The organism is Bremerella alba (assembly GCF_013618625.1).
GTDB lineage: Bacteria > Planctomycetota > Planctomycetia > Pirellulales > Pirellulaceae > Bremerella > Bremerella alba.
In genome coordinates, this window is the sequence record NZ_JABRWO010000002.1 from 581434 (window position 1) to 605264 (window position 23831).

Genomic DNA, 23831 nt, shown 5'->3' on the forward strand with positions numbered 1-23831 from the left:
TCTATGCGTTGTCGAGCGCTTGCTTCAAGTCTGCGATCAAATCTTCTGTGTCTTCAATGCCACAGGCGATACGGATCATGTTGTCGTAGATACCGAACTTCGCTCGGTTCTCAGGCGTTTGCTGGTAATAGCTCATCACCAACGGCTGCTCGATCAACGATTCGACGCCACCCAAACTCGGCGCGATTTTGAAGATCTTCGCGTTGTCGACCACGTTGGCCGTTTTTCGCCAGTCGGCACCCTTCACATTGAAAGTGACCAGCCCGCCGAAGCCACGCATCGTGGCCTTGGCGATGTCGTGGTAAGGGTGCGAAGCCAGTCCCGGATAATAAACTTTCTCGACCATCGGGTGATCTTCCAGGAACTGGGCGATCGCCATACCGTTGGCATTATGTCGCTGCATTCGAAGCGAGAAGGTCTTCAGCCCGCGAAGCAACAGGTAGCAATTGTGCGGAGCGTTGATGCCCCCCATCACGCCGCGCAGTTGACGCACATCGGCCAACTGCTGTTCACTGCCGATGATTGCCCCGGCCAGAAGGTCGTTGTGACCGGCGAGGTACTTCGTTGCCGAATGCAAGACATAATCGACGCCATATTCCAGCGGACGCAAGTTGTACGGCGTCGCCAGTGTGGCATCGATCAGCGTTTCAACGCCATGCTTCTTACCAATCTCGGTGAACTTTTCGAGGTCGACACAGCTCAAATGCGGATTGGTAGGCGACTCACTGATGAGCATCTTGGTGTTGGCGTCGATGGCCTTTTCCATCGCATCGTAATCGCCGGTCTTTACCGTCCTGGTTTCGACACCGAAGCGGGCTAGGTGCTTGCCGCAGAACTCGCGACTGCGGTGATAACACTCGTCGAAGAAGACCACGTTGTCGCCTGAGCTGACCTTGGCCATCAACAGCCCGACGAATGCCGCCATGCCGCACGAATAAAGGACGGCCGACTCGCCTCCTTCGATGGCGGCCAGTTTGGCTTCGGCAGTTTTCTCGCCCGGGTTACCGTAGCGGCCGTACTCTTCGCGAACCTGATTTTCTTCGATATAGCGAATAATCGAATCGGTATTGTCGAAGGTGTAGGTCGACGCGCAGAAGATGGCGTCGGTGATCGCATTGCCCGGCTTCATGCGGGCCTCGCCACCTTGCACGGCGGTGGTGGAGGTGCCTTGATTTGCTTTTCGTTCTGGAGCCACTGACATGACGGGTATTCTCGCAATCGATGCGGGAAGTAGCAGATCAAAGACGAGTACGCCTTACAAGAACGCCACGGTTCCCAGATGTTTGACAGGGCCGCAGCATGTGATCTGTTCTGAAGAAAAATTGCCGCTGGGAGGAGCGACAACGGCACTTTAGCAGACAGGCTGCAAGCGGCCACAAATCCCTATTAAACCAGCCCTGAGTGTAACCGAGCGCAATCTGCCCCGCAACGGGCCGCTTTCTCTATTTTCTCAAGGGGCAACCTATCTCATTCCCGGCTTATCAAGCCCCGTTTATGCGAGGGGATTGCCCCTAAGCGTTCAGGGAGTGTTAGCACGAAAGTTTACCTAATCGTCAAATCCAGCCACTTGCTATCGAGTTGAAATGCCCTTAAAACCGAGGCTTCGTTTACCGTCCCAGTTACGGATTTCGGATGGTAAGACCCGCTTCGTTTCCCGCCCACGGAGGTTGTTCTTTCCCATGACCCGATTGCCCCTTGCCCTTTTATTGATGCTGGTTTTGTCCACGTCGCTCGTTGCCGCCCCTGCCACCACCGACGGTAATCCCAAGCCGAAGGACGACGAGAAGAAGGAAATGGAAACCAAGAAAGCCGACGCCCAAGCTCCCGGCGACGACTTTCTGCATAAGCACCCCACGCTCGTGAAGATGTGGCATCACTCGAATCAGGTTCGCGCACGGTATCAGCTACCGGCTCAGCGGATCAGCCCGGAACTGACCAAAGCGGCCCAAGACCATGCCTGGTACATGGCGCGCACTGGCCAGTTCAGCCATTCCGTGAATGGCAGCTTCGTCTCGCGGGCCCGGCGACATCACTACCCAGGCTCACCGCACGGAGAGATTATCTTGTACGGTTCGAGCAGCATTTCCGAGTGCTTCAACGGCTGGCTCAACAGCCCTGGCCACCGAGCCATCTTGCTTAGTGGTGCGCGAGAAGTTGGCTACGGTTACGCCATCGGCCGCAACGGCAGAGCCTATTGGGTCGGCGTGTTTGGTAACTAATACGCTTGTGCTGATCGGACGAACTCAAAAGAAAGCGGCATCGAAACCTAAGGTTTCGATGCCGCTTTTTAGTTTGCCATTCTCGCGCAACAACCTTAATCGACTAGTTCGATCACGCCCAAATCGTTGTCGTTTTCTTCCACCGTGATTTCGATGCCTGACTTCTTAAAATTCGCGTAGCGGCTCGGCACGAGGTTCTTCTCGCGAATGCCGCCCGGCTCGCGGATCTCGGTCACGATGTTTCCGCTGGCATCGACCATCTGCACCTTGTGGACTGCCACGCGGTGCGTTCCTGGAGTGAGTCCATCACCAGAGTCGTACGTCTGGGCTTCAAAGTACCCCTGAGCGTCGGTAACGGCCGAACCCCCTTTGCCGGTATCGCCGACCGGTTGAAAGGTCACCACAGCATCGGCCAGGGGCTTACCTTGATAGGTGACCTGCCCCGTGGCCTCGTACACTGGCGGTCGTCCGCGGGTCCACTTGTCTTCTTTTTTACTGCTACAGCCGACCAGCAGTGCTGAGGCGACGGCCACCATCACGAAGACCTTGGCCGCCGATGGAATCGTATTCATAGAACGTCCTCCTGTTGAATCACAAGCGTTACAGCGAGGCGTTCGCTTCGCCGCCGGCCTTCGATCCGATCGCACCCCAGACACCAAATGGACTGATGCCAGAAGTAACCGGAGACGTCGATAAGTTGCCGGTATCGATCGTTTCCGGCACAAACCGGACCGATCCATCGGCAAACATCGAAAGGACGCCACCAGGATGACGGCTGGATGCCGAGTAAATACCGCCACCGCCTTGCGAACTGCACGTCGCACTATTGGGCGGCAGCACGGTGGTAATTGCGCAGTAACCGGGTCGACCATCTTGCCATCGCTGACCGTGGCAGCGGTACTGCGAGATGAGCGTAGCGGACGGGTAATCGTTGCCGACCAGATGAGCGCGACAGGCCAACGGATTATTTGTGGAGGAACCGGTTGCCCGTCCCAACTGCGATCCTGAAGGGGCAATGATGGTTTCTGAGACGGCCATCGTGTTGCTCAATCCATCGGTAATGTCGCGGAAACGTGTATAGATGAGATATCCGAAGATACCACGGACGTTAGTTTCGGGATCGGTCGCCGTACTAGACCCACCGAAGCTGAAGTTATCCCCCATGCACAAACCATAATTCAGCGGCGCATACTCGGCTGCGCGATCACCGCCAGATGGCGAATAGAGACCATCCGAAGGGCAGATGAACGCATCGATTTCGCCCACGTAGCCAGAAGTCGCACTGCTGCTCCAGGCAATCTGCTTGCTGGCAGTAATCTGATCGTATCGCGAGTTGGCTTCGATAAACGGCAACAGGTTCACAAACGCACTATGCCGGGTTGCCGGAGCCCCGGAGACCGTCGTCCAATCGGCACCACCCTGGCGCGGAGGCAGCGCCAGAAACGTATCGTGGTAGTTGTGCATGGCGATCCCGAGTTGCTTCAAGTTATTCGAGCAACTCATGCGGCGAGCCGCCTCACGGGCTTGCTGCACGGCGGGAAGTAACAAGGCAATCAAAACGCCGATAATGGCAATGACGACCAACAATTCAACCAATGTGAAGCCCCAACGGCCTCGACGAGCGCGGAACATTTGACAGACTTTCAATATCGAAGAAGGTGAAGGATGAGTGGTCTAAAGCAGAAGAGACGAATAGATTGTCGGCATTACAGGGGCGAACTATTACCCATTGCCTAGCTATTACGGTATTGTTCCATCTTTAGGCTGTAATTGCCAATGGTAAATTTAGAATTTATTTAGCATTTTAGCGATAACGAGGGAGACCGAACCCTTCTTACGAAGGGCTTTTTGCGCTTGATAATGCCTGATTCTTCAGAGTGGCGATCAAACAGATGATCGCCTGGCACAGCCAGGTCGTCGAACTAACTCTCAGTTGTCTGCAACGCTGCCCGTAGTGGACAGTTTCGTGGAATCTCTCTTCCGCTTCGATATTGCTGCAAAACTTCTTTCGAGCGTTGGGCTAACATGCGGCGAACCTCGCGCCGCTTGCCTTTGACGCGGGCAATCTTCATAGTGTCGTAGGCGGTGGTTTGATGCCGCATCCAGGCAATCACTGCAGACTCAGCACGCCGCTCGATGGGAATCCGCTGCGTTCGCGCCACGGTACCGCTACCGACCGGCGTTGAATGCTTGGTCACGGCTTTGGCCAAATGATTGGCCAGGTCAGCGTAGTCGGGATGAAAGTTCAGAAACGCAACTACCGATCCGAAGAAGTCTTCGACGTACTCTGTTTGTACTTTCTCGCGACGCGTGGCCGCTGCTTTCTGCTTTTTAGCGTAAGCATCGGTGGAACGCTCGGTATCGAGGTCTTTTCTAATTTTGCCGATGGTGGCCGTCGGAGCCCACACGCCCCGCGAGAACATCCGGCGTCCTTTCTTTTCCTGGACAACCCAGAACTGCCCGGCAGCTTTCACCCGCCGTGTTAGCCCAGCATCGCCCGGTGGTAGAAGCGACCAGTCGGCCGGGACACTCAGCACGTTACCTTGGGCATCGCGTACCGTGCGATCTCGCGGACCTGGTGCATAAGCTGGCTGGGGCATTGATTTCCTTTCAACCACTGTCGGATCCTTCCTGTGGGGCTCAGACTAATTCGTTGGGTAGCTCATGTTGTCGGCACGAACTCGGCAGCACGATTCTATCTTACAAAACGTCTATTGATTAGGACGCTTGTCAGCCAGAAGCAACGGTGAGTACCGTTCTAGATATGGTGCAGATGATCATCTTCTTCCGGCAAGACGCCTGCCATGAGACGCCCAATGGGCTCGGTCGTTTTGAATCGCATCAGCACAATTCGCACGCTGGCCGTAATGGGGGCGGCCAACAGCATGCCAACTGGCCCCCAAAGCATCCCAAAAAATGCCAATGCCAAGAGAATTGTCGCCGGATGCAATTGCAAACCGTCTCCCATGATCTTCGGCTCGATCACGTTGCCCATCGTCAACTGGACCGCTCCTGGCAGTAAGATCGCCATGGTAATCATCAGGGCCGAGTCGAACTGCACGATCGCGATCGGGATAGGCAACAGCGTTGCGATGATCGAACCGATCGATGGTATAAAGTTCAAGCAAAACGCAATCAAACCAAACATCGAAGCGAACTGCATCCCAATCATCGCCAGGCATCCCCAAACCATCAATCCGGTCAATGCCGAGATGAAGAACTTGGTCGCGATATACTTGCGAACATTGCGATCGATCTCGGCATAGATTCCTTTCGAGACCTTGTAGGGGTCGCGTCCTGCGAGCATGAAACCGACGAAGATCGAAGTGAGGACCGTACTGCTAAGAACATTTAACAGGGTGATGCCGGCCTGGGTTGCCCATTGAGGTGCCAGTTGTCGAAACAGGCTTAACAGCGTACGGATCAACTGCTGTGTACGGCTGGTGGTCGTCTGCTCTTTCACCGGCGGCTCGGCCACGACGGAGACCTCTTCACCTTCAGCCGGGATCTCGCTATTGTCGTCTTCCGGCGCGGTGAGGCTGTCCGCAATTTCTTCGGCGACCTCTTCGCTTGGGTCATCCGACGGCTCGTCCTCCATCGGCTCAGGCACCGTCTCCGGGGCGTCAACAGGCTCTTGGGGTGAAGACTGCTCGGCAGCAGGCTCCTCCAAAGGTTCGTCCGGAACGGTTGGATCAGCGGAACCGGAATCAGGCTCGTCAGGATCTTCGTCTTCTTCGGTATCCGTTCCAAAGACGCGATCGACGATCTTCGCCGCTGGCTCTACTAGACCTTCGATCCGACGTTCCAGCTTCGTCAAAAAGACCTTATCATTTACAACCGTTGTCACGTCTTGAATCACCGTACTGAACAAGAAGCTCATCAGTACCAAGACCAAAACGACCAGCAGCAACGTCAGCGAGACGGCGAAGAACTTGCTTAGTTTCAACCGGATCATCTGAAAGTCGACGATCGGGGCCACCAAGTAGTTCAAAAACAAGGCCAACGTAAACGGCACGAGTACCGCTCGGGCATACATGAGCCCGAACGAAAACGCGATGAAGGCTAGCACGAGAAGTGCGCCCGTCTGAAGCCACGATTGTTCTTCGGTAAGCTTCTTGACCGACAGTCCTTCTTGATTCATCAATTCTCCCCCTGCTTCCCAAATCTCGCCGGTATCGCGGTGTATTATCCCCGCGACCTACCCCGGCGTGCAATGGGATAGGAAGCGATGAATTACTCGTTCAATTCTTTGGTCAGGTCCTTCAGCAGCCGCGGAACATAGCCACCGGTGCGTGGAGGTGCCTGTTTCGCCCCGTCCGGCAGCTTTGCCAGCACAGGTGCCAACGGCTTAGCCCGCTCGTCCATGGCATCAATCGAATTAAGCGCCAGCATAGACACGTAGACGCCGTTCTCGGTCGGATCAGCCAATTTGCCTAGAGTATCCAGTGCCAGTTTCACGTCTTCGTCATTGCCGTAACAGCCAAGCGTTTCCGCCGCGATGCAGCGCACACTGGGAGACTGGTCGTCCAGCGCCGCACGAAGCTGCGAGCGAGCTTGCTCGACCGCCGTTTCTTTCTGCATCAGAATGCCGAGGGCAGCCCAATATCGAACGGCACTTTCCTGCGAGGAAAGCTGACTGATCAATACTGGCAACCTTTCCGGATCGCGTGTCGAGGCGAGCATGGCAACGCCCATGACTAGGGTCAGGGGGTACTTTTGTCTTAACTCGAAAGGAGTAAGTTCGCCACTTCGAGCATGAATTTCATCTTCCGGCAAGAAACCGATATCACCAATCGCCGCCTGCCATTGATACAGTACTTCCCTCAGAACCACGTGCTGCTCAGCATATTTCGGGTCGCCGGCCAGGTTGTTCACTTCGTCCGGGTCGTTAACCAAATCATAAAGTTCTTCCGACGGCTTCTCTTCCCAAAAGTGACTCTGCGATTCGTTCAATTCCCCGGCGTCGTACATTTCCTTCCAGACCTGGGTGGTTGGTGTCTGGAACATATAGTCGATGTGCTGGCCGTAAATCTTGTGCGGCATGTAATTCTTGATGTAGACGAACCGTCCGTCGGTCACCGATCGCACCATGTCTAACCGTTCGTCCATACGGCCACGGAAACCGAACATGTATTTCGGCGGCTTCGTTTCGTACTCGCCCATGAACGCATCCCCTTGCATCCACTCCTTCGGCTTCACACCGGCCAGACTCAGAACCGTCGGGGCTAGATCGATGAAGCTGACCAGCCGCTCGGAAGTGCCGCCCACTTCGTATTCTTTCGGAGCGAGCTGTTTGAACTTCTCGGGCACGTGAACGATCATCGGCACGTGCAAGCCGCTGTCGTACGGCCAGCGTTTGCTGCGGGGCATGCCGCTGCCGTGGTCGCCGTAATAGAAGACGATGGTGTCATCTTCCAGGCCGTCTTCCTTCAATTGGGCCAGCACTTTGCCGACCTGTTTGTCCATCTCGGTTATCTTGTCGTAGTACTGGGCCCAGTCGCGACGCACTTCTGGCGTGTCCGGGTGATACGCTGGCACGCGGACCTGGGCCGGGTCGTGCACTGGCGTGTGGGGCCGCTTACGAAGCTGGCTTTCATGGCTGGTCGTGAAGTTGAAGACCGCGAAGAACGGCTGGCCATCCTTTCGCTTCCGCCAGTGTGCTTTGCCGCCCGACTCATTCCATACGAAGCCCCGCTTAGCGAGGTTGTAATCTTCCTTCGAGTTGTTGGTGCAGTAATAGCCTGCTTCGTGCAGATAATAAGGGAACATGTGAATCCCATCCGGCAACTCGGTCTGACTTCGCATGTGCTCGCCCCCGGTCGCTGGCGGGTAGATGCCGGAAATGATGGTCGTGCGAGCAGGGGCACACACCGGTGCGTTGGACCAGGCTCGCTTGTACTTCATTCCCTTCGCCGCGATCGAATCGATATTCGGCGAGTCGGCGTAGGTGTCTCCATAGCAGCCCAGTTCCGGGCCGTTGTCTTCGCTGGTAATCCACAGAATGTTGGGGAGGTCGTTTCCGCTGTTCTCTGCAGCGGAAAGGGTGCCCGCACAGGCAAGTATCCAAGTGGCCGTGATTAGCAACAGATATCGCAGCATGAGGAAATCTCTTAATGAAGTGGGGTTGGGGCTGGCAGTAAAGAGAGGTCTATATGATTTGAGAACTTCTAGTTTACCTCTTCCAGCAGGCTTTGTCATTTTTCGCGAATCACGAAATTTCCTTGTTGAATCCAGCACGTTTCATAACAATGGGGGCCCGACTCCCGTTTTTCAACCTCTTGCCCAATCGCCGTGATGCCCCAGCCAGCCTACCCGATCATCGACACGCACCAGCACCTATGGGACCCGAAACGATTGAGCCTGCCTTGGCTGAAAGGTGCCGGTCCACATCTCAATAAACGGAACGCCATCGAGGAGTACACCGCGGCGGTCGAGGGCCTGCCGATTGCCTCGGCGATCTATATGGAGGTCAACGCGGCCCCCGATCACAAGCTGCAGGAAGCCCAACAGGTTCGCCAGTTGATTGAATCGGGCAGGCATGTCACCACAGCGGCGATCCTCTCAGCCGACCCAGGCCTGGAAAACTTCCGCGACTTCGTCGACCCATTTCAAATGCAATCTTGGGTGAAAGGTTATCGCCAGGTGCTGCACGGCGGTTCGGCACCCAAGGGCTACTGCCTAAAGGCCCGCTTCATCAACAACTGCCGTCATCTTGGCTCAACCGGTAAGACGTTCGATCTTTGCCCGCGACCGGCTGAGCTGAAGGACGCCGCTCGCTTGGCCGACGCTTGTCCCGATACCCGCTTCGTGCTGGATCATTGCGGCAATGTCGACCCGAAGGCATTTTTCGCCTCCAATGATTCTCGGCGTGGGTCGGCCCCGCCTAATGCTGCTCGCTGGAAAGAAGATATGACCGAACTGGCCAGGCATCCCAATGTCTTCTGCAAGATATCCGGCATCATCGCTCGCGTGCCAAAACAGTGGACGCCAGACGATCTTCGCCCGGTCGTTCAGCACTGCGTCGAAGCGTTTGGGGATGGCCGCGTGGTTTTTGGTACCGATTGGCCGGTCTGCAACGCAGGCGGCACGGCCCGGCAGTGGATCGAAGCGTTGCAGCAGATCACGTCCGACTGGTCTCCGGAAGCTCAACAGCGACTGTGGAGCAAAAACGCCGAAACCATTTATAACCTTGCTTAGCTCATGACTCCCCTTTAATAGAGCAAGGGCACTCCGATTCACGAAGTGCCCTTGCTGTTCAGGTAAATTGGTCACTGCTACGGAGCAGCAACTGGAAAACGACGACTACGCGATTTCGCAAGGATTGAAGAGATCGTCGACCTCTTGATCGTCCTCAGCAATCACATCGATGCCCTCCCCTTCCGGCTGACCATCCACACCGCTGACGGCTGCGGCCGAGACCGCGATCAGGATGCTATCGGCATCGGCCTTGGCACCACCGAAACCGGTATTGCCCAGGTCGTCGGTCACGATCGTCAGGGTGGCATTACCCTCGAAGGCCGAATCTGGTGTGTAAACCAGGCCGGTCAACAACGAGTTGATCTGATCGATCGAGCCGAGCAGCTTATGACGGTCGCTCTCGAAACCGTTGGAAAGGGTCAGCATGCCGCTATCGACACTAATGGTCACTTCGACCATCGCATCGGCAGCGTCAGGATCGGAAACCGAGATGGCGTTACCGTTGGCTTCGTCGAACACAATCGGCGTAGCCGAGTCAGTCGATTGTTCGCCTGGTACCGAATTGATCGGTGCCGCGTTCTCGTTATCCACGCCGCTTGGAGCCGAAACGGTGATCGTTACGGTCGCGTCGGCAGTCAAACCCAATGCATCGGAAACGGTATACCCGAACTCAACGGTGGCCGGTTCGACCAGGTCTTCAAACTCACCGTTAGGATCGAAGGTCATGCTTCCATCCGCATTGAGCGTCAGCATGCCGCCACCTTCCAGTGCGACCGGCTGACCAACATTCGCAGCGTCACCATCAACCGCCGAAACAGTCATCGTGTCGCCGTTATCGACGTCGCTATCGTTCCCCAGAACGCCAGCAACTGTCAGCGTCAGAGCCGTATCCGACTCAGTCGCGAACGCATCGTCTTCCGCAACCGGAGCGTCGTTGACACCGGTAATGGTGATCTCGACGTCTGCCGAGGCCGTACCCTCCGCCGAATCGGTGGTGGTGTACGAAACGGTTTCCGTTGCCGACTCACCATCGGCCAAAGCGTCGTAGTTGCCAACCGGATCGAAGCTCAGGCTACCATCGGCATTGATAGTAATCGTTGCTCCGGAAGCAAGTTCGACAGGCGAACCAACGTTGGCGGCATCGCCGTTGACATCAGAAACGACCAGCCCTTCACCGGTGTCGTTCAAAAGGAGGCCAGCGGCTTCCACGTCCAGCGGTGTAATGGCATCGGTGGCGAAGCTATCCGCTTCGGCAGTCGGGCCAGCAACCACTGCATTGACAGTCAATACGAACGATTCGGTCGTCGTTTCTTCGCCATCGCTCACGCTGATGGTGATATTGGCAGTACCGGTTACGCCAGCCAGCGGTGTGACGATCAAGGTCTTATCGGCACCGTCACCGGCGACAATAATTCCAGCGGCGTCCACCAAAGCTGGGTTGTCCGATTCAACACTCACGACCAAGTCTTCAACCGCCGACTCAGCATCGGAAACGGAAAACGCGAGGGGCGCAGTCGCCGAGTCCTGGTCGATCACCTGGTCCTCCACCGCACTGATCGTCGGGGCAGTGTTCTCCCCCACGAGTTCGGTCACCGTCAGCACGAACGATTCAGTCGTCGTCTCTTCACCGTCGCTCACGCTAATGGTGATATTGGCCGTACCGGTTACGCCAGCCAGCGGTGTGACGATCAAGGTCTTATCGGCACCGTCACCGGCGACAATAATTCCAGCGGCGTCCACCAAAGCTGGGTTGTCCGATTCGACACTCACAACCAGGTCTTCAACTGCCGATTCCGCATCACCCACGGTGAAGGCCAGAGGATCGGTAGCTGAGTCTTGGTCGATCGCTTGGTCTTCCACCGCCGACACAGTAGGAGCCGTGTTGCCAGCGACCACTTCGTTGACGGTCAAGACGAACGATTCAGTCGTCGTCTCTTCACCGTCGCTCACGCTAATGGTGATATTGGCCGTACCGGTTACGCCAGCCAGCGGTGTGACGATCAAGGTCTTATCGGCACCGTCACCGGCGACAATGATCCCAGCGGCGTCGACCAAAGCTGGGTTGTCCGATTCGACACTCACAACCAGGTCTTCTACTGCCGACTCGGCGTCACCCACGGTGAAGGCCAAAGGATCGGTGGCTGAGTCTTGATCGATGGCCAGATCTTCGACCGGCGAGATAGTTGGCGGTGTATTCTCGGCAACAACTTCGTTCACCGTCAGGAGGAACGACTCGGTGATGGTTTCTTCGCCATCGGTCACACTGATGGTGATGTTGGCCGAACCTGTCATACCGGCCAGCGGTGTGACGACCAACTCGCGATCCGTACCCTCTCCGGTCATAACCAGACTAGCCGCATCAACTAACGCTTCGTTGTCCGATTCGACCGAGACCGTCAAATCTTCCGGAGCCGTTTCGGCATCACCGACGGTGAAAGCCAACGGATCGGTGGCGGTATCTTGATCGATCGACTGATCTTCGATCGGGCTAATGGTTGGTGCCGTATTGGCGGCTTCAGAAACGGTCAGCGTGAAGTACTGGGCATCGGCCAGGCCATACTGATCGACCGCGAGAATACGAATGGTGTACTCGCCAGGATCGACATCTTCGCCGGGGGCGATGGAAAGCGTCGCTTCCCTTGAACCAGCTTCCTGCGTGAGCGTGACATACTCCGGCGTCTCGACGTCGAGCAGCATGTAAATCTCGTCGCTGTCGTTCTTGTCGGTAGCTGAAATCACGAACTCTTCGACCTGACCAATCTCGAGAGCCTGATCAGCAATCGGTAGCAGATCTGGAGCATGATTCACAGCGATGGTGCTAGTCGCCACGGCGCTGTCATACTCGCCGTCGCTGACGGTGATCTCCACCAAACGCGAGGCCGGATCGGCATCCGCATTGGTGTTGTTGTAGGTCAGCGTTTTAAGGACGTTGGCGTAGTTCTCGGCGGTGTCTTCACCCGACAAGATGATCGAGCCATCGGCGTATTCAACACTGATACTGGTACCTTCCACGTCGATGGAAAGCGATTCGTCGGCGCCGTCCATTGGGTTGGTCAGGGTGACCTTGGCCGACTGCAGCATGTCGTCGTTTTCGTCAGATACTGTCAAGTCGCTATCGACGACACTGACCGATCCGTGCCCCACTTGGAAGACCGCATCGAAGTCGATGCCCTCTTGGTCTTCACCATTGAGGTCGACAACCGGGCGACCGACACGCACGTCGATCATCAATTCTTCGACATCAGCGCTGGAAGGCTTGCCGTTTTCGACGGCAATGATCTTCACGCTATAAAGACCTTCTTGCTCGGCAGTGGGGGACCACTGAAAATCGCCTGAGAATGTCATGGACATTCCCTCAGGCCGCTCTTCACCATCCGGGTCGAGCTGATACATGACCGTCCTTGGCCCATCTTCCCCTTCGCTGACCGTAGCACCAAGTTCACCGAGGTTAAAGCTCAGTGACTCTCCGGCGAACACGGTCTGCGCGGGAACCGCTGACAAATCCAAGTCCAGCGGAGTTCCACTCAACATGCTGCGATCTTCCAGTTGTTCCCCGAGAGAAATTTGAAACTTGGGGCGTTTGAACCGCATTGAGAATCTCCGTTTTTAGATGGGCAATCATTTCGACCACGCTCCCATGCGCAGCCGGTTCGAGTGGCATTGTGCGTCCGACTTGAGGAAGTTCCATGGCCTGAAAAGTTTTTCTGGAACTTTCACCACCGATAGCGTTATCAAAGCTGCGGCAATAATTGCCGAGTTATCGTTACGCGTCGATGCGTCTGGGGGTAACGCATCGGCAGCAACTTTTTGTTCACGCTATCGGCAAAGAATTCTGATGTGACGTAAGTCCAACGCCGAGCACACTCTTGAATAGTTTTCACGCAGTTTATCAACACGTCGCTATCTATTGCTTATCAACGCGAGGGCACGCGTCGATGCATGCAGGTAGCATTAAGAAAATCTTCGCAATTAGGCTCAAGTTTGAATTGGACACTCCAACTGTCCAGTGATAGCAGGCTATCCGATGGCTATGCGGCAAGTACTAACCGGGTGGAAATGGCTTTAACCTGGGGTATTCGGGGTGTGTAACTTCCGTGTGAAGAGTTTCTTTTTCTACGAAGAACTATTCCCGTTGGGTGCGAGCAGAGCAGCGTATCGCACTATGAACGAACCTATTCGTCTGGTTACCAAGTGGAGACCGTATCTGGCGCGATACGTTCCGCCTTGCCTCACTTCTCGCCCCCTACGAACACCGCCTGCTAAGGAGAAGGGACGTGAACGCGAGGGGAGCTGTCCGTGACATGAAGGCCCGCGTTCTTAGGCTGGCCCGGGCACATAGCTTTTCAGAGGGAAGGCACGTTAAGACTCGTGCTTCAAGACGCCGCCGATGATATTTTTGTCGAAGTAGTTAATGCTCATGCCGGCGTCGACGGCGATGTTTTGGGCCTGGATGCCGCTCGAGCGAGGACTCAACAAGAAGACCGCCACGTCGGCTGCTTCCTGGGTGGTGACGGCACTCTTACGAGGAATGACCTGTTCTGCATACAGATACGCATCGACATAGCCGGGAATACCAGCCGAGGCCGATGTCTTCAACAGGCTTGGCCCCACAGCGTTGAACCGCACGCGGGAAAAGCTACTGAAGCTTTTAGTCAAAAACGCAAGAGATGAGTCGAGGGCCGCTTTGATGGGGGCCATGAAGCCGTAGTTCTCGCTGGCCATGGTGGTTGTTGAGATCGAAATCGTCACCACCGATGCGTCTTCGTCGAACACGTCTTTCAGCGCGTTGGAAAGCTTAACCAGCGAGAAGCACGAGATGTCGACCGCTTGCAGGAACTGGGCCTTGGTCGTTTCGTGGAACGGCTTCATTCCTTCCGAGTAGTCGGCGAAAGCCATCGAATGGACCAGGCCATGAATCTTGTGGCCTGCGGCGGTAAGGTCATCGCGTAGCTTGTCGATCTGCTCTTGGAATTCGACATCACAGACCAAAACCTGGCGATCGGCGAGCAATTTAGCTGTCGACTCTTTTCGGGCTTCGCTGCGAACGACATAGATAACCTTCGCTCCGGCCTCTTCCAACGTCTTGGCGATATGCCAGGCTACGCTTTTACGGTTAGCGACGCCAGTGACGACAATGTTCTTGCCGGCAAGTTTGAGAAAGTCGGTCACGTCGAAAACCTACCTATTTTCTGATATGGGGTACCACAGCGTTCTCGCTCTGCCTCGTCGGCATAGCAGAGCCTACGCGTCCATCTTGGCAACGGTGCAGGCGAAGTCGAATCGCATGGCTAGTTTGCCGTCGAGGGTGACCTTGCCGGTCATGAAGAACGCATCGGCCATGCGTTCGTTTAGCTTCACGTTCATTTCGATCGTGTCGCCGGGGCGGATCATCTTTTTGAACTTCACGTCGTTTAGCCGCGTTGCGACCGGCACGCCTTCGCCTTCTTGGACGAACTGCGAGAGCAAGATGGCCCCAGCCTGCATGGTTGCTTCGCACAGGATCACGCCGGGCACCAGCGGGTAGTCGGGGTAGTGCCCTTGAAAGAAGTATTCCTCGGGCGTGAACGTCTTACGACAGACGATGTGATCTTCCGTTTGCTCGACAACTTCGTCGACCAGCAGCATCGGACCGCGATGCGGAATGGCGTCTTCGATGGCGAATTTCGTCATGGTGGTTCCTGCGTTACTTGCTGCTATCGGCCAATTGCGATTGGGTCGAAGACTTCATGATGTACGAATCGACATCGTTCGACACGATCACGCCATAGTTGATGGCCCCCAGCCAGCCGGACATGATGATGCCGACGCTGCCGGCGTGGTACAAACCAGGCACCTGTTCAGGGATGGCGCGACTAACGGCCAATCCTTCAAACTTAGTCCCAAAGCTAGAGCCGAGCGCATGCTTGGTGTACCGCTGGAAGGTTTTCGGCGTCGAGACTTCGACGTGGTCGACCCGCTCGCGAACGTTAGGGACGTACTTTTCGAGCGCGTCGAGCGTAGTCTCGGCGAGATCGGCTTTGCTCGCTTTGTATTCGTCTTCCGACAGTTTCGCCCAGTCTTCAAAGCGAGCGTTGGTACTGGAAACGACCAGCGATCTCGGACGTCCTTCGGGCCGCGTCTGCGGATAATAGAACGAGTAGGTGCGGCTGGTGATGTCGCGACTAAGCAGCAAGTCGGTGCGAAATGCAGGGGCCGCGCTGCTGAAGAGCAGATCGCCGGTCTCTTCGGGGATCTGCTCGTCCGGCTTCATGGCCATGTAAACCTGGGTGCTGGAATTGTTGAGCCGCACCTCTTGAGCATCCTCGATAAACTTTTTATCGAAGTGCTGCTCGCCAACCAGGTCGAAGATGGTCAGCTTCAAGTTCGAGTTCGAGACAATCGACTTGCATTTGATCGTCTTACCGTTGGCGGTGATGCTTTGCACCCGGCCGTTCTCGAGATTGATTTTCTCGACGTCGACATTAATGCGCACGTCGACGCCTGACTTTTTCAGGTCTTCGTGCATCAACTTAATCAGCCGGTCAGTTCCCCCTTGAAAGGTGAAAACCCCTTTGCTCATGAAGTTCGAGAAGACGATCCCGTAGCTGATCGCCGGGTCTTCCAGGGTCGAACCGTTGGCGTAGGTGATTGGCTCCATCAACAGCCGTACGACATCTTCGCGTCCAGGGAAGAACTTGTCGAACAACTGCTTGGTGGTCGTTCCCTGGTCGTCGTAGAAGTTCATGCTGCGCGCCGTGTCAAAGAACTCCTTCACGGTCGCTTCCGGCACGTTGAACTCTTGGATCAGCAGCTGCGAGAAGTCGTCGCGATTGAAGGTCGTCGACAGCGAGAACATCGGGTTATCGAAACGAATGTTCTTTAGCTGCACGATCGAGTCGGCGATCTCGCGGGTCCAATAGCGCTTGCAACTCTTGATCATCCCGATCGGAAAACCGTGCAGCGAGATATCGAAGATGTGCCCGCCAGGTCGCTTGAACCAGGTTGCCATCCCACCGAGCTTGTAGTGCTGTTCGCAAAGAAGAACGCTACGCCCCTGACGGGCCAGCGTGTTGGCAGCGGTAAGCCCGGCCAAGCCACTTCCGATCACGACCACGTCGTACTCGTCTTGGGTATCTTTCAGAAAGTCTTTCGGCATGATTCTTATTCCTGTCCCCTTGCCCCTGCAGGGAGAGGGTTAGCTGGGGTCTTGTAGGCAGTATCGGTTGGCAACCGATACGCCGCTCATGATGGAACCTATGATCCCGACGTAGCCTTGATCGGTTCCGCAAATGTACAGGTTGTTCAGGTGCGTGGTGCCGTCGAGATGTTTCTCGGGGGCACCATACACGGCACCGTTTTTGTGCCAGGTGTATCGATGAATCGTTTTGGGAGTGAACATATCGACGGCCACCACATGCCGGCGGAACTCGGGAATGAACCGCACCACACTGTCGCTTACCAGATCGTACCAGCGGTTTTTCTCGAAGCGGTACTGCTGTTCCGGCAGATTCACCCAGCGGTCGTAGTCGGCCAGAGCCGTGACGCGAAGGTAGCCCTCGTCGAGATTGGCTCCGTCGTGATAGTCGAAGTTGTTCGGCGAACAGATGACGCCGGTACGGACGTCGCACAGATCGTTTTCCGGTTTTACCCAGTGAAACTTGTTCGAATCGTTGAAGAAAACAATCGTCGAATCGTAACCGACTTCAACCGGCTGCTTCTTGATGACTGAGATCGTTTCGACAAAGCTCAAGCGGCCTGGCTCTCCGGTGGGCGGCTTGATTGCTTCGTCGCACATCCGCATCGTTTCCCACCAACCGGCCGAGGAAATAACCTTGCGGCCCATCAGTTCGGTACCGTCGTCGAGCGTCACGCCAACGCACTGGCCGTTGTCGATCTTCAGCCCGGAAACACCCGTTCGCAGTTTAAGCTGGCCCCCCAGTTCGCGGAACTTTTTGACCAGGTTCTTCAGTAGCAGCCGCACTCCTTTGAGCGGTCGGGCGAAGCCTTCCATGTAGATGCTGCGGAACATGATACAGAACTGGCCCCAGTCCATGTCTTGCTCGCGGGCGTTGCCGTACCACATCAGCGGGCACAACAGCATCTCGATCAGCAGCGGGTCGGTGATGATCTCGGCCAGTCGCGTGCGGGCCGAGCCAGCGTAGTTATCCGGCGTGATGTCGTCGTAGTCCATGATCTGCCCGCGGAGGCGATCGAAATTGTCGGCCTGCTTGGGAAACCGTTGGGCGATCTCGCTTCGTAGGAGTTGAATGTCGTTGTCGAATTTCAGTTCGACCCCGGGAAACATCACCTTCGAGCCCAGTTGTGGGCACAACGCGAATTCATCCCATTTGAAACGCAGCTGCCGCAGAAGCCGACCCAGCGGCCCCTTCTTCTCACCCTTCTTGGTGAAGTTGGTCACCGCGTGAAGGCCGACATCAAAGTCGCGACCGGCCATGCGATAGAAGGAATTCAGCCCACCGATGGTGTTGTGACGCTCGAGAATACAGACATTCTGACCGAAATAAGCCAAGCGAATCCCGGCCGCCAGCCCGGACATGCCTGCGCCGATAATGATCGTGTCGTACATCGTGACGAGAAAGTCCTTGTGGCGGTTTCCGCATATAGCCCCGAAGGGGCGGCAGAAGCTCAAACCTCTACCAGGGGCATACGCCCCTGGCTATTATCTTTCGCCCCATTGGGGCAATGAGAAATAAGTGCGACATCCATCGTTAGGGCTTGGTGCGATATGCTTCGCTGCTCGCACCCTACAGGATTTCGCGATGCGCGGTGGTCGAAATTACAGATCTTTCATCTTCGGTTCGAGGTAGGTCACCGTGCTTTTCATCGATGCGAGTTCCGGGTATTCCTCTTCCGGAATTTGCACCCGGTGACGCTTACGGAGTTCCATGACGATGTCCAGGAAGTCCATGCTGTCCAGCTCTAGCTGGTCGCGAAAGGGCTTCTCGTCGTCGATATCCGTGATGTCGTCATCCGGTGCGATGTCCCGCAAAATGTCCAATACTTCTTCACGGATTTCCGCTGGCGTCATCCCGATCTGGCTCCTCAACCGTGTGCTTTACAGCTTCTTGATGATTACTACTGAGTTAATACCCAACATTCCGAACGAGTTGTTCAAAATGACTTGGGCTTTTCCGAGTTCTCGCGGCTGATTCAAAACCAAACCGTCGATGGCACATTCAGGGTCCAACTCGTCGACGTTGATCGTGGCATGACAGATGCCATCTTCAAACGCAGGTAAGTTGCCGGCTAGTTCCAATGCCCCAGCCGCTCCCATCGCGTGCCCGATAAAACTTTTTGTATTGTTGATTAGCGTCGTTTCGCTTTTTCCGAAGACTTCGCGAATCGCCGTGCATTCCTGCTGATCGCCGAGCGTCGTGCCGGTGGCATGCGTGCTGACAATATCGATGTCGTCGACATTCATCCCGGCTCGCTTCAGGGCCAGGTTAATACACTGCACTTGCCGCTCGGGGTTGGGCAGCACGAAGTCGGTCGCGTCGGTGTTCATCGCGTAGCCGGCCAACTCGCCGTAAATCTTCGCACCGCGTTTTTTCGCGTCTGATAACCGCTCGAGCGTATAAATACAGCCACCTTCGGAAACGACGATGCCATTTCGCTGGGTATCAAAAGGGCGCGATGCCTGAGTGGGGTCTTCGTGATGGGCCAGCGCCCCTTGGCTTTTGAAACCGGCGAAGATCCCGAAGGTTTGCACACTTTCTGAGACGCCACCGGCCAGGGCCAGGTCGCATTCGCCCAGTCGTAGCATCTGGGCCCCTTGAATCAGCCCGGCGTTACCGGCGGCACATGCGGCCCCAATGGTATAGTGCGGGCCAACGATTCCCATCGTCAGGCAGATCTCGCCGGCCGGGTTATTGGCCACAGTTCGCGGGTTGTGGTGGTGCGACCAGAACGACGTATCATAGTCGTAACCCTTGATGTTGTAGACTTCGTTTTCCGTCTCGACATTGCCGTGCTCGGTCACGCCGATGTAGACGCCGACCATGCTTTTGTCGGTATTTTCCCAGTCGATGCCGCTATCGGTGACTGCTTCGCCGGCACAATAGATGCCGATACTGCCGGCACGTGTGCCGCGGCGGATATCGCGTTTCTTTTGATAGCGGGTCGCTTCGTAATCGCAGAGGCCGGCCAGGGTTTCGCCGACATAGCGAATTTCGTAATTCTGAACGCCGCTCTTCCCCGCGAGCAGAGCAGCTCGGTAATCGGCATACGAGTTGCCATTAGGCGCGGTCAGACCGATGCCCGTGATGACAATTCGCTGCGAATCGGGAAGTTGTTCGGCGGTGGCAATCATTTGCCCATCCTCGGCAATTTAACGGAAACCGTTCAAGCTACCGATTCCCAGGAACCTTGGCAAGTCACCTGCGGCAAGCCAAATCGTCATTCAGCCGCTGCATTCCCTCTTCTGTCGAGACTTTTGGGGAGTATCCCAAGTCGTGTCGGGCAGCCGAGATATCGAAATAATGGTGCGTGGCAAGCTGCCTCGCGAGGAACCGTGTCATGCGTGGTTCTTCGTGCATTCGACCGATCATTTTGTAGGTCGTTTCCATGGCAGCCCCCGCATAATAGGCAACGTTTGCCGAAACGTGTTTCCGAATCGGAAGAATGTCTTCCATGGCCAGAATCTCATTTATCCAGTCCCAGAGACGGACCGGAGCCCCCTGGGTGACGAAATAAGCCTTGCCGCCGACCTTCTCGGGCGTGTTCACCAATGCTCCGGCGGCTTGAATATGGGCCGAGGCGGCGTTTTCGACATAAACCATGTCGACCAGATTTTTTCCGTCCCCGACAATTCGCAATTTCCCCGATTTTGCCCGCTGAATAAGCCTCGGAATCAAGTGGCCGTCGCGTGGTCCCCAGATCAGGTGAGGTCGCAGAGCACACGTTGCCAGCGCGCCCGGCCGATTGGCCTGAAGGACTGCCTGTTCGGCAATAGCTTTGGAATGCGGATAATGCGCCAGCCATTTTTCTGGATAAGGGGCCGACTCGTCGACTCCCTTCTGGTCTGACCCGTTGAAGGTCACGCTGGGGCTGCTGCTAAAGACCAAACGCTCGACATTCCAAGCCAGGCAGGCATCGATAATGTTTTGTGTGCCTTCGACGTTGATGCCGTAATAATCTTCCCAGCGTCCCCAAATGCCGGCCATCGCAGCGACATGATAGACGACCTCGCATCCCTTCACGGCCCCTTCGACAGCAGCCCGATCGCGTAGATCCCCCTGAATGCACTCGACCCGCAGCGATTCGAGTTCGGGGTATCGCTGCCGCGAGAGCACACGCACGTTTTCCCCGTGCATGAGAAGCTGTTCCACGATATATCGACCGAGGAATCCTCCTCCGCCGGTGACCAGCACGCTCAAGTGTTGCTCCGGATGCTTATCTTGTAGAGGGGGCCTTGGCTCTTTTAGAGACCCTGAATCATGGACTTAGGTATCTTGAACCGGTACGAACCACTTTTGCCAATCGCTTCGCCTGGCAGGTCAAGGTAGAGGTTCTCGACCTGGTTGGGGTCGAAGTCCTCTGGCACGTCAAAAACAATGGCGTCGGTGCCTTCTTCCGCCGGTTTGAAGGTTTTGCTGGGAGTCCACCATTTTAGGTCGGCCAGATCATCGAACTTGAGGGGATAGTACATGTTCTTGTCGTCGTCGGAAAGCTGGGCCGTGCGAATCGCTCCATTTTGTGAGTTAAATTGGTTGCCATACCAGCTTTTGAAATCAAACGTCTTGTCTGATCGATTCGATAGTTCGAGATAGACGTTCATATATGGCCGACCGTTGGAAGTGACCAGTTCGCCCGACTCGTCGCGGCCACGCACTTCGCCCCAATCGATGTGATTAATCTTTACCTTGAAGCCTTCCATGGTGGCTGAATTCTTGGCCGGAACCCAGTTGATGTAGATATCGCCCTTCTCGGCGGCTTCCATGACGTCTTGGATCTGGTTGCCACTGTTAGCTACGCCGTCGTCTACGTAGGGGGAATCGTCGACGACATCGCCGCCTGATCCGATTTCCAGGATGCCCATCGAGACCAAGACAAAGAACAACACCACGGCCAGAAACATCGGCAGCACGACGACCTTGGCGATCTTCAGAATCAAATCGACGGGGATTCCGCCCGATTCAAGCTCTTCTTCCCCTTCGGCACCTTCTGCCCCCTCGGCCTGCTCGGTCTTGGACTGGGGCTTTTTCCTGAGTGGCTTGCTCCCCGGCTCACGAGGTGTAATCACCGGTGCACTGACTTGGGGTGTTGCCTGAGGAACGACAAACATGCCCTGGCAGGTAGGACATTGAACCTGGGTCCCGGCAGGACTAGTCACATTGAGTACGGTCGAACAGTGAGGGCACTTGAGATGCATGGGTTGGAAAAACCTTGAATCGACAGATTAGTAACCAGTGCTGGGCGTGGATTCACTGTGAGTAAAGTGAAACGGGTTAGCTCTCATAAGCCCCGAAGGGGCGAAAGCCTGTTCTTTATACAAAAGAAAAGGCCAAGCCACAGAGCACACGGAGGGGAGAAGACCAACCACGAATAGGAAATTATCCTTGATTAAAAACCCTTCTCTCGGTGCTCTCTGTGGCTAATCTCTCTTTCGACATGCAACACGCTCGTCCCGTGGGGCTGACAGATCACGATGCGAAAAAACACTTCACACTCTGTCTATTGAGGCGAGCCGGTCTCGATCCGTTCCTCAGCCCACACCTTGAGTTTCTCGCGGAAAATCTTCGAGTTGTGCCGCACGTCGACCGGGAAATTTGGATGCAGCAGGAAATGGTCTATTCGCTCGGTCAATGCGTTTTTATTGCCGATTTCACGCAGTTGGTCCATCAGTTGGTCAATCTCTTGCGGCGTATCTGGGTACATACCAGGCCACGGCTGAACGATCACGACAGGCACCTCGTCCCCTGGTTCACCGAGCCCCACCAGCGCACTGCGGAAGATCTTCTCATGCGTGTTGAAGATCGATTCGACCGGAATCGTAAACATCGGCCCCTGGGCCGTTTGCAGGCGATGCGTCTTTCGCCCGCAAAACCAGAACCGATCGTGGGTATCGAGATAGCCGACGTCTCCCATCCGATGCCACACTGCGTCGCCATCGTAGATTTTCGAGTTGCGGGTCGCCTCGTCGCTGGTCGCGTACCGCCGCGTAATCACCGGACCGCGGACGATCAACTCGCCAATCTCACCACGGGGTAGAGGTTCGACCTGTTCGACCGTTTCGATGGCTTCGTCCGAAATGGCGATGACCTGCCAGTCGATGCCCTCGAAGCGCGAGCCAACGCAAGTGCCGGCCCCTTCACGTGAACGCTCGTTCGTTTCTCCTAAGACCTCGCTGGCCGCGATCGAAGCCACTGGCAACGCTTCGGTTGCCCCGTATGGCGTGTACATCTCAGCATTGGGTGCGGCCTTTTTCATTCGCTTCAACACATGCGGAGGGACCGGAGCCCCAGCCGATAGAACGCGCCGGAGCGACGGCATCCACAGGTTCTCGCGTTCGCAAAACTGGCCAACGGCGTTCCAAACGGCCGGGGATGCAAAGGACTGCGTCGCTTTCCAGTCGGTAATCGCTTCCAAGATGTTCCGCGGATCAACGGCCGCAGGGCAGCTGAAGTCCATGTCGGGAATAACCGACGTCACCCCCATCGCGCTGTTGAAAAGCCCAAACAAAGGGAAGCCGGGCACATCGATTTCGCCAGGCTCAATCGCGTAACGCTCTTGAATGAACTGAACCTGGCGGCGGAATCCCTCATGCCGAAACTCGCCCCCCTTCGGAGGCCCAGTGCTGCCGGACGTGAAGATGATTGCCGCCTTGTCATCGGCAGTCGACTCGAACGGCTGAAACTCGCCGATATCGGTCTGACGCAGTTGCTCGAGAGTTGCCCCTCCCCAAAACCACTTGCGACCGACCGTCACATTCAGTTTGGCGGCCTGATATCGCCGACCACATAGCTTGCGAACGGCATGCACGATAGGGATCGCCACGAATCCTTCCGGCTGAACCTGATCGAGACAGGAAAGCACGTTCTTCTTCCCCATACCAGGATCGATGAGAATGCTGACCGCCCCGACTTTGAACAGGGCAAACACCAGCGAAACGAAATCAATCCCCGGGCGAACCATCATGGCCAGGCGTGTGCCAGGGACGACCCCCATCTTTGACAAGCCTGCGGCGATCACGGTGCTGTCGTGGGCAAGTTGGGCAAATGTGATTGTTTCGTACTGTCGTTTCCCTTGGACGTCTCGCTTTCCGGCAACGGCAATCGCGGTCGCGTCCGGCCTGACGACCGCGACTTCATCGAGCAGCAGCCCCACATTGAAAACCGTTGATGTCATCGTGGCATCCGCCATTCAACTACTCTCTAATCCCTTAACCGGCTGGAGGAATCGGCCATGCCGACAAGT

Annotated in this window: 18 protein-coding genes; 2 read left to right on the forward strand and 16 right to left on the reverse strand. The window is 55.9% G+C overall.

Features of this window, described 5'->3' with window-relative positions; genetic code table 11:
- Position 1: 1 nt before the first annotated feature.
- On the reverse strand, positions 2-1201 hold the full coding sequence (locus HOV93_RS05480; protein ID WP_207395455.1) for a trans-sulfuration enzyme family protein: 1200 nt from the start codon (positions 1199-1201) through the stop codon (positions 2-4).
- A gap of 478 nt (positions 1202-1679) precedes the next feature.
- On the opposite strand from HOV93_RS05480, the gene HOV93_RS05485 reads away from it, so the two are divergent.
- Complete coding sequence (locus tag HOV93_RS05485; protein WP_207395456.1) at positions 1680-2219, forward strand: CAP domain-containing protein; 540 nt, start codon at positions 1680-1682, stop codon at positions 2217-2219.
- A 95-nt stretch (positions 2220-2314) separates the two neighbouring features.
- Here the strand turns inward: HOV93_RS05485 and HOV93_RS05490 are convergent, their stop codons facing one another.
- From HOV93_RS05490 to HOV93_RS05510, 5 genes are all read right to left on the reverse strand, one after another.
- Positions 2315-2791 (reverse strand): carboxypeptidase regulatory-like domain-containing protein, encoded by a 477-nt coding sequence (locus tag HOV93_RS05490; RefSeq protein WP_207395457.1) that lies wholly within the window; start codon positions 2789-2791, stop codon positions 2315-2317.
- Positions 2792-2819: 28 nt separating this feature from the next.
- On the reverse strand, positions 2820-3851 hold the full coding sequence (locus HOV93_RS05495; RefSeq protein WP_207395458.1) for a DUF1559 domain-containing protein: 1032 nt from the start codon (positions 3849-3851) through the stop codon (positions 2820-2822).
- Positions 3852-4141: 290 nt separating this feature from the next.
- On the reverse strand, positions 4142-4819 hold the full coding sequence (locus HOV93_RS05500) for a DUF2293 domain-containing protein (RefSeq protein WP_207395459.1): 678 nt from the start codon (positions 4817-4819) through the stop codon (positions 4142-4144).
- Between the two features lie 158 nt (positions 4820-4977).
- Positions 4978-6360: an AI-2E family transporter gene (locus HOV93_RS05505; protein WP_207395460.1), complete on the reverse strand. Its 1383-nt coding sequence runs from the start codon at positions 6358-6360 to the stop codon at positions 4978-4980.
- Positions 6361-6452: 92 nt separating this feature from the next.
- Complete coding sequence (locus HOV93_RS05510) at positions 6453-8318, reverse strand: sulfatase-like hydrolase/transferase (RefSeq protein WP_207395461.1); 1866 nt, start codon at positions 8316-8318, stop codon at positions 6453-6455.
- Between the two features lie 195 nt (positions 8319-8513).
- Here HOV93_RS05510 and HOV93_RS05515 point away from each other — a divergent pair, with 195 nt between their 5' ends.
- The gene (locus tag HOV93_RS05515) at positions 8514-9416 is read left to right on the forward strand and encodes an amidohydrolase family protein (protein WP_207395462.1); all 903 of its coding nucleotides are present in this window, start codon (positions 8514-8516) and stop codon (positions 9414-9416) included.
- Positions 9417-9521: 105 nt separating this feature from the next.
- Here the strand turns inward: HOV93_RS05515 and HOV93_RS05520 are convergent, their stop codons facing one another.
- The 10 genes from HOV93_RS05520 to HOV93_RS05565 form a co-directional block, all read right to left on the reverse strand.
- Complete coding sequence (locus tag HOV93_RS05520) at positions 9522-13007, reverse strand: Ig-like domain-containing protein (protein WP_207395463.1); 3486 nt, start codon at positions 13005-13007, stop codon at positions 9522-9524.
- 768 nt (positions 13008-13775) lie between these two features.
- Entirely contained in the window at positions 13776-14585 is an 810-nt protein-coding gene (locus HOV93_RS05525; RefSeq protein WP_207395464.1) for an enoyl-ACP reductase FabI, read from the reverse strand.
- A gap of 72 nt (positions 14586-14657) precedes the next feature.
- Positions 14658-15086, reverse strand: coding sequence for a 3-hydroxyacyl-ACP dehydratase FabZ family protein (locus tag HOV93_RS05530; protein ID WP_207395465.1), 429 nt, complete (start codon positions 15084-15086; stop codon positions 14658-14660).
- Positions 15087-15099: 13 nt separating this feature from the next.
- Positions 15100-16551: a phytoene desaturase family protein gene (locus HOV93_RS05535; RefSeq protein WP_207395466.1), complete on the reverse strand. Its 1452-nt coding sequence runs from the start codon at positions 16549-16551 to the stop codon at positions 15100-15102.
- 39 nt (positions 16552-16590) lie between these two features.
- Complete coding sequence (locus tag HOV93_RS05540; RefSeq protein ID WP_207395467.1) at positions 16591-17982, reverse strand: phytoene desaturase family protein; 1392 nt, start codon at positions 17980-17982, stop codon at positions 16591-16593.
- Positions 17983-18192: 210 nt separating this feature from the next.
- Positions 18193-18444 (reverse strand): acyl carrier protein, encoded by a 252-nt coding sequence (locus HOV93_RS05545; RefSeq protein ID WP_207395468.1) that lies wholly within the window; start codon positions 18442-18444, stop codon positions 18193-18195.
- Positions 18445-18471: 27 nt separating this feature from the next.
- Positions 18472-19725 carry a beta-ketoacyl-[acyl-carrier-protein] synthase family protein gene (locus HOV93_RS05550; RefSeq protein WP_207395469.1) on the reverse strand — a complete coding sequence of 418 codons (1254 nt, stop codon included), beginning with the start codon at positions 19723-19725 and terminating at the stop codon, positions 18472-18474.
- Between the two features lie 64 nt (positions 19726-19789).
- The gene (locus tag HOV93_RS05555; protein WP_315853356.1) at positions 19790-20785 is read right to left on the reverse strand and encodes an NAD-dependent epimerase/dehydratase family protein; all 996 of its coding nucleotides are present in this window, start codon (positions 20783-20785) and stop codon (positions 19790-19792) included.
- 50 nt (positions 20786-20835) lie between these two features.
- Positions 20836-21786 (reverse strand): hypothetical protein, encoded by a 951-nt coding sequence (locus tag HOV93_RS05560; protein ID WP_207395471.1) that lies wholly within the window; start codon positions 21784-21786, stop codon positions 20836-20838.
- 302 nt (positions 21787-22088) lie between these two features.
- Positions 22089-23777: a fatty acid CoA ligase family protein gene (locus HOV93_RS05565; RefSeq protein WP_235989833.1), complete on the reverse strand. Its 1689-nt coding sequence runs from the start codon at positions 23775-23777 to the stop codon at positions 22089-22091.
- Positions 23778-23831: the final 54 nt, after the last annotated feature.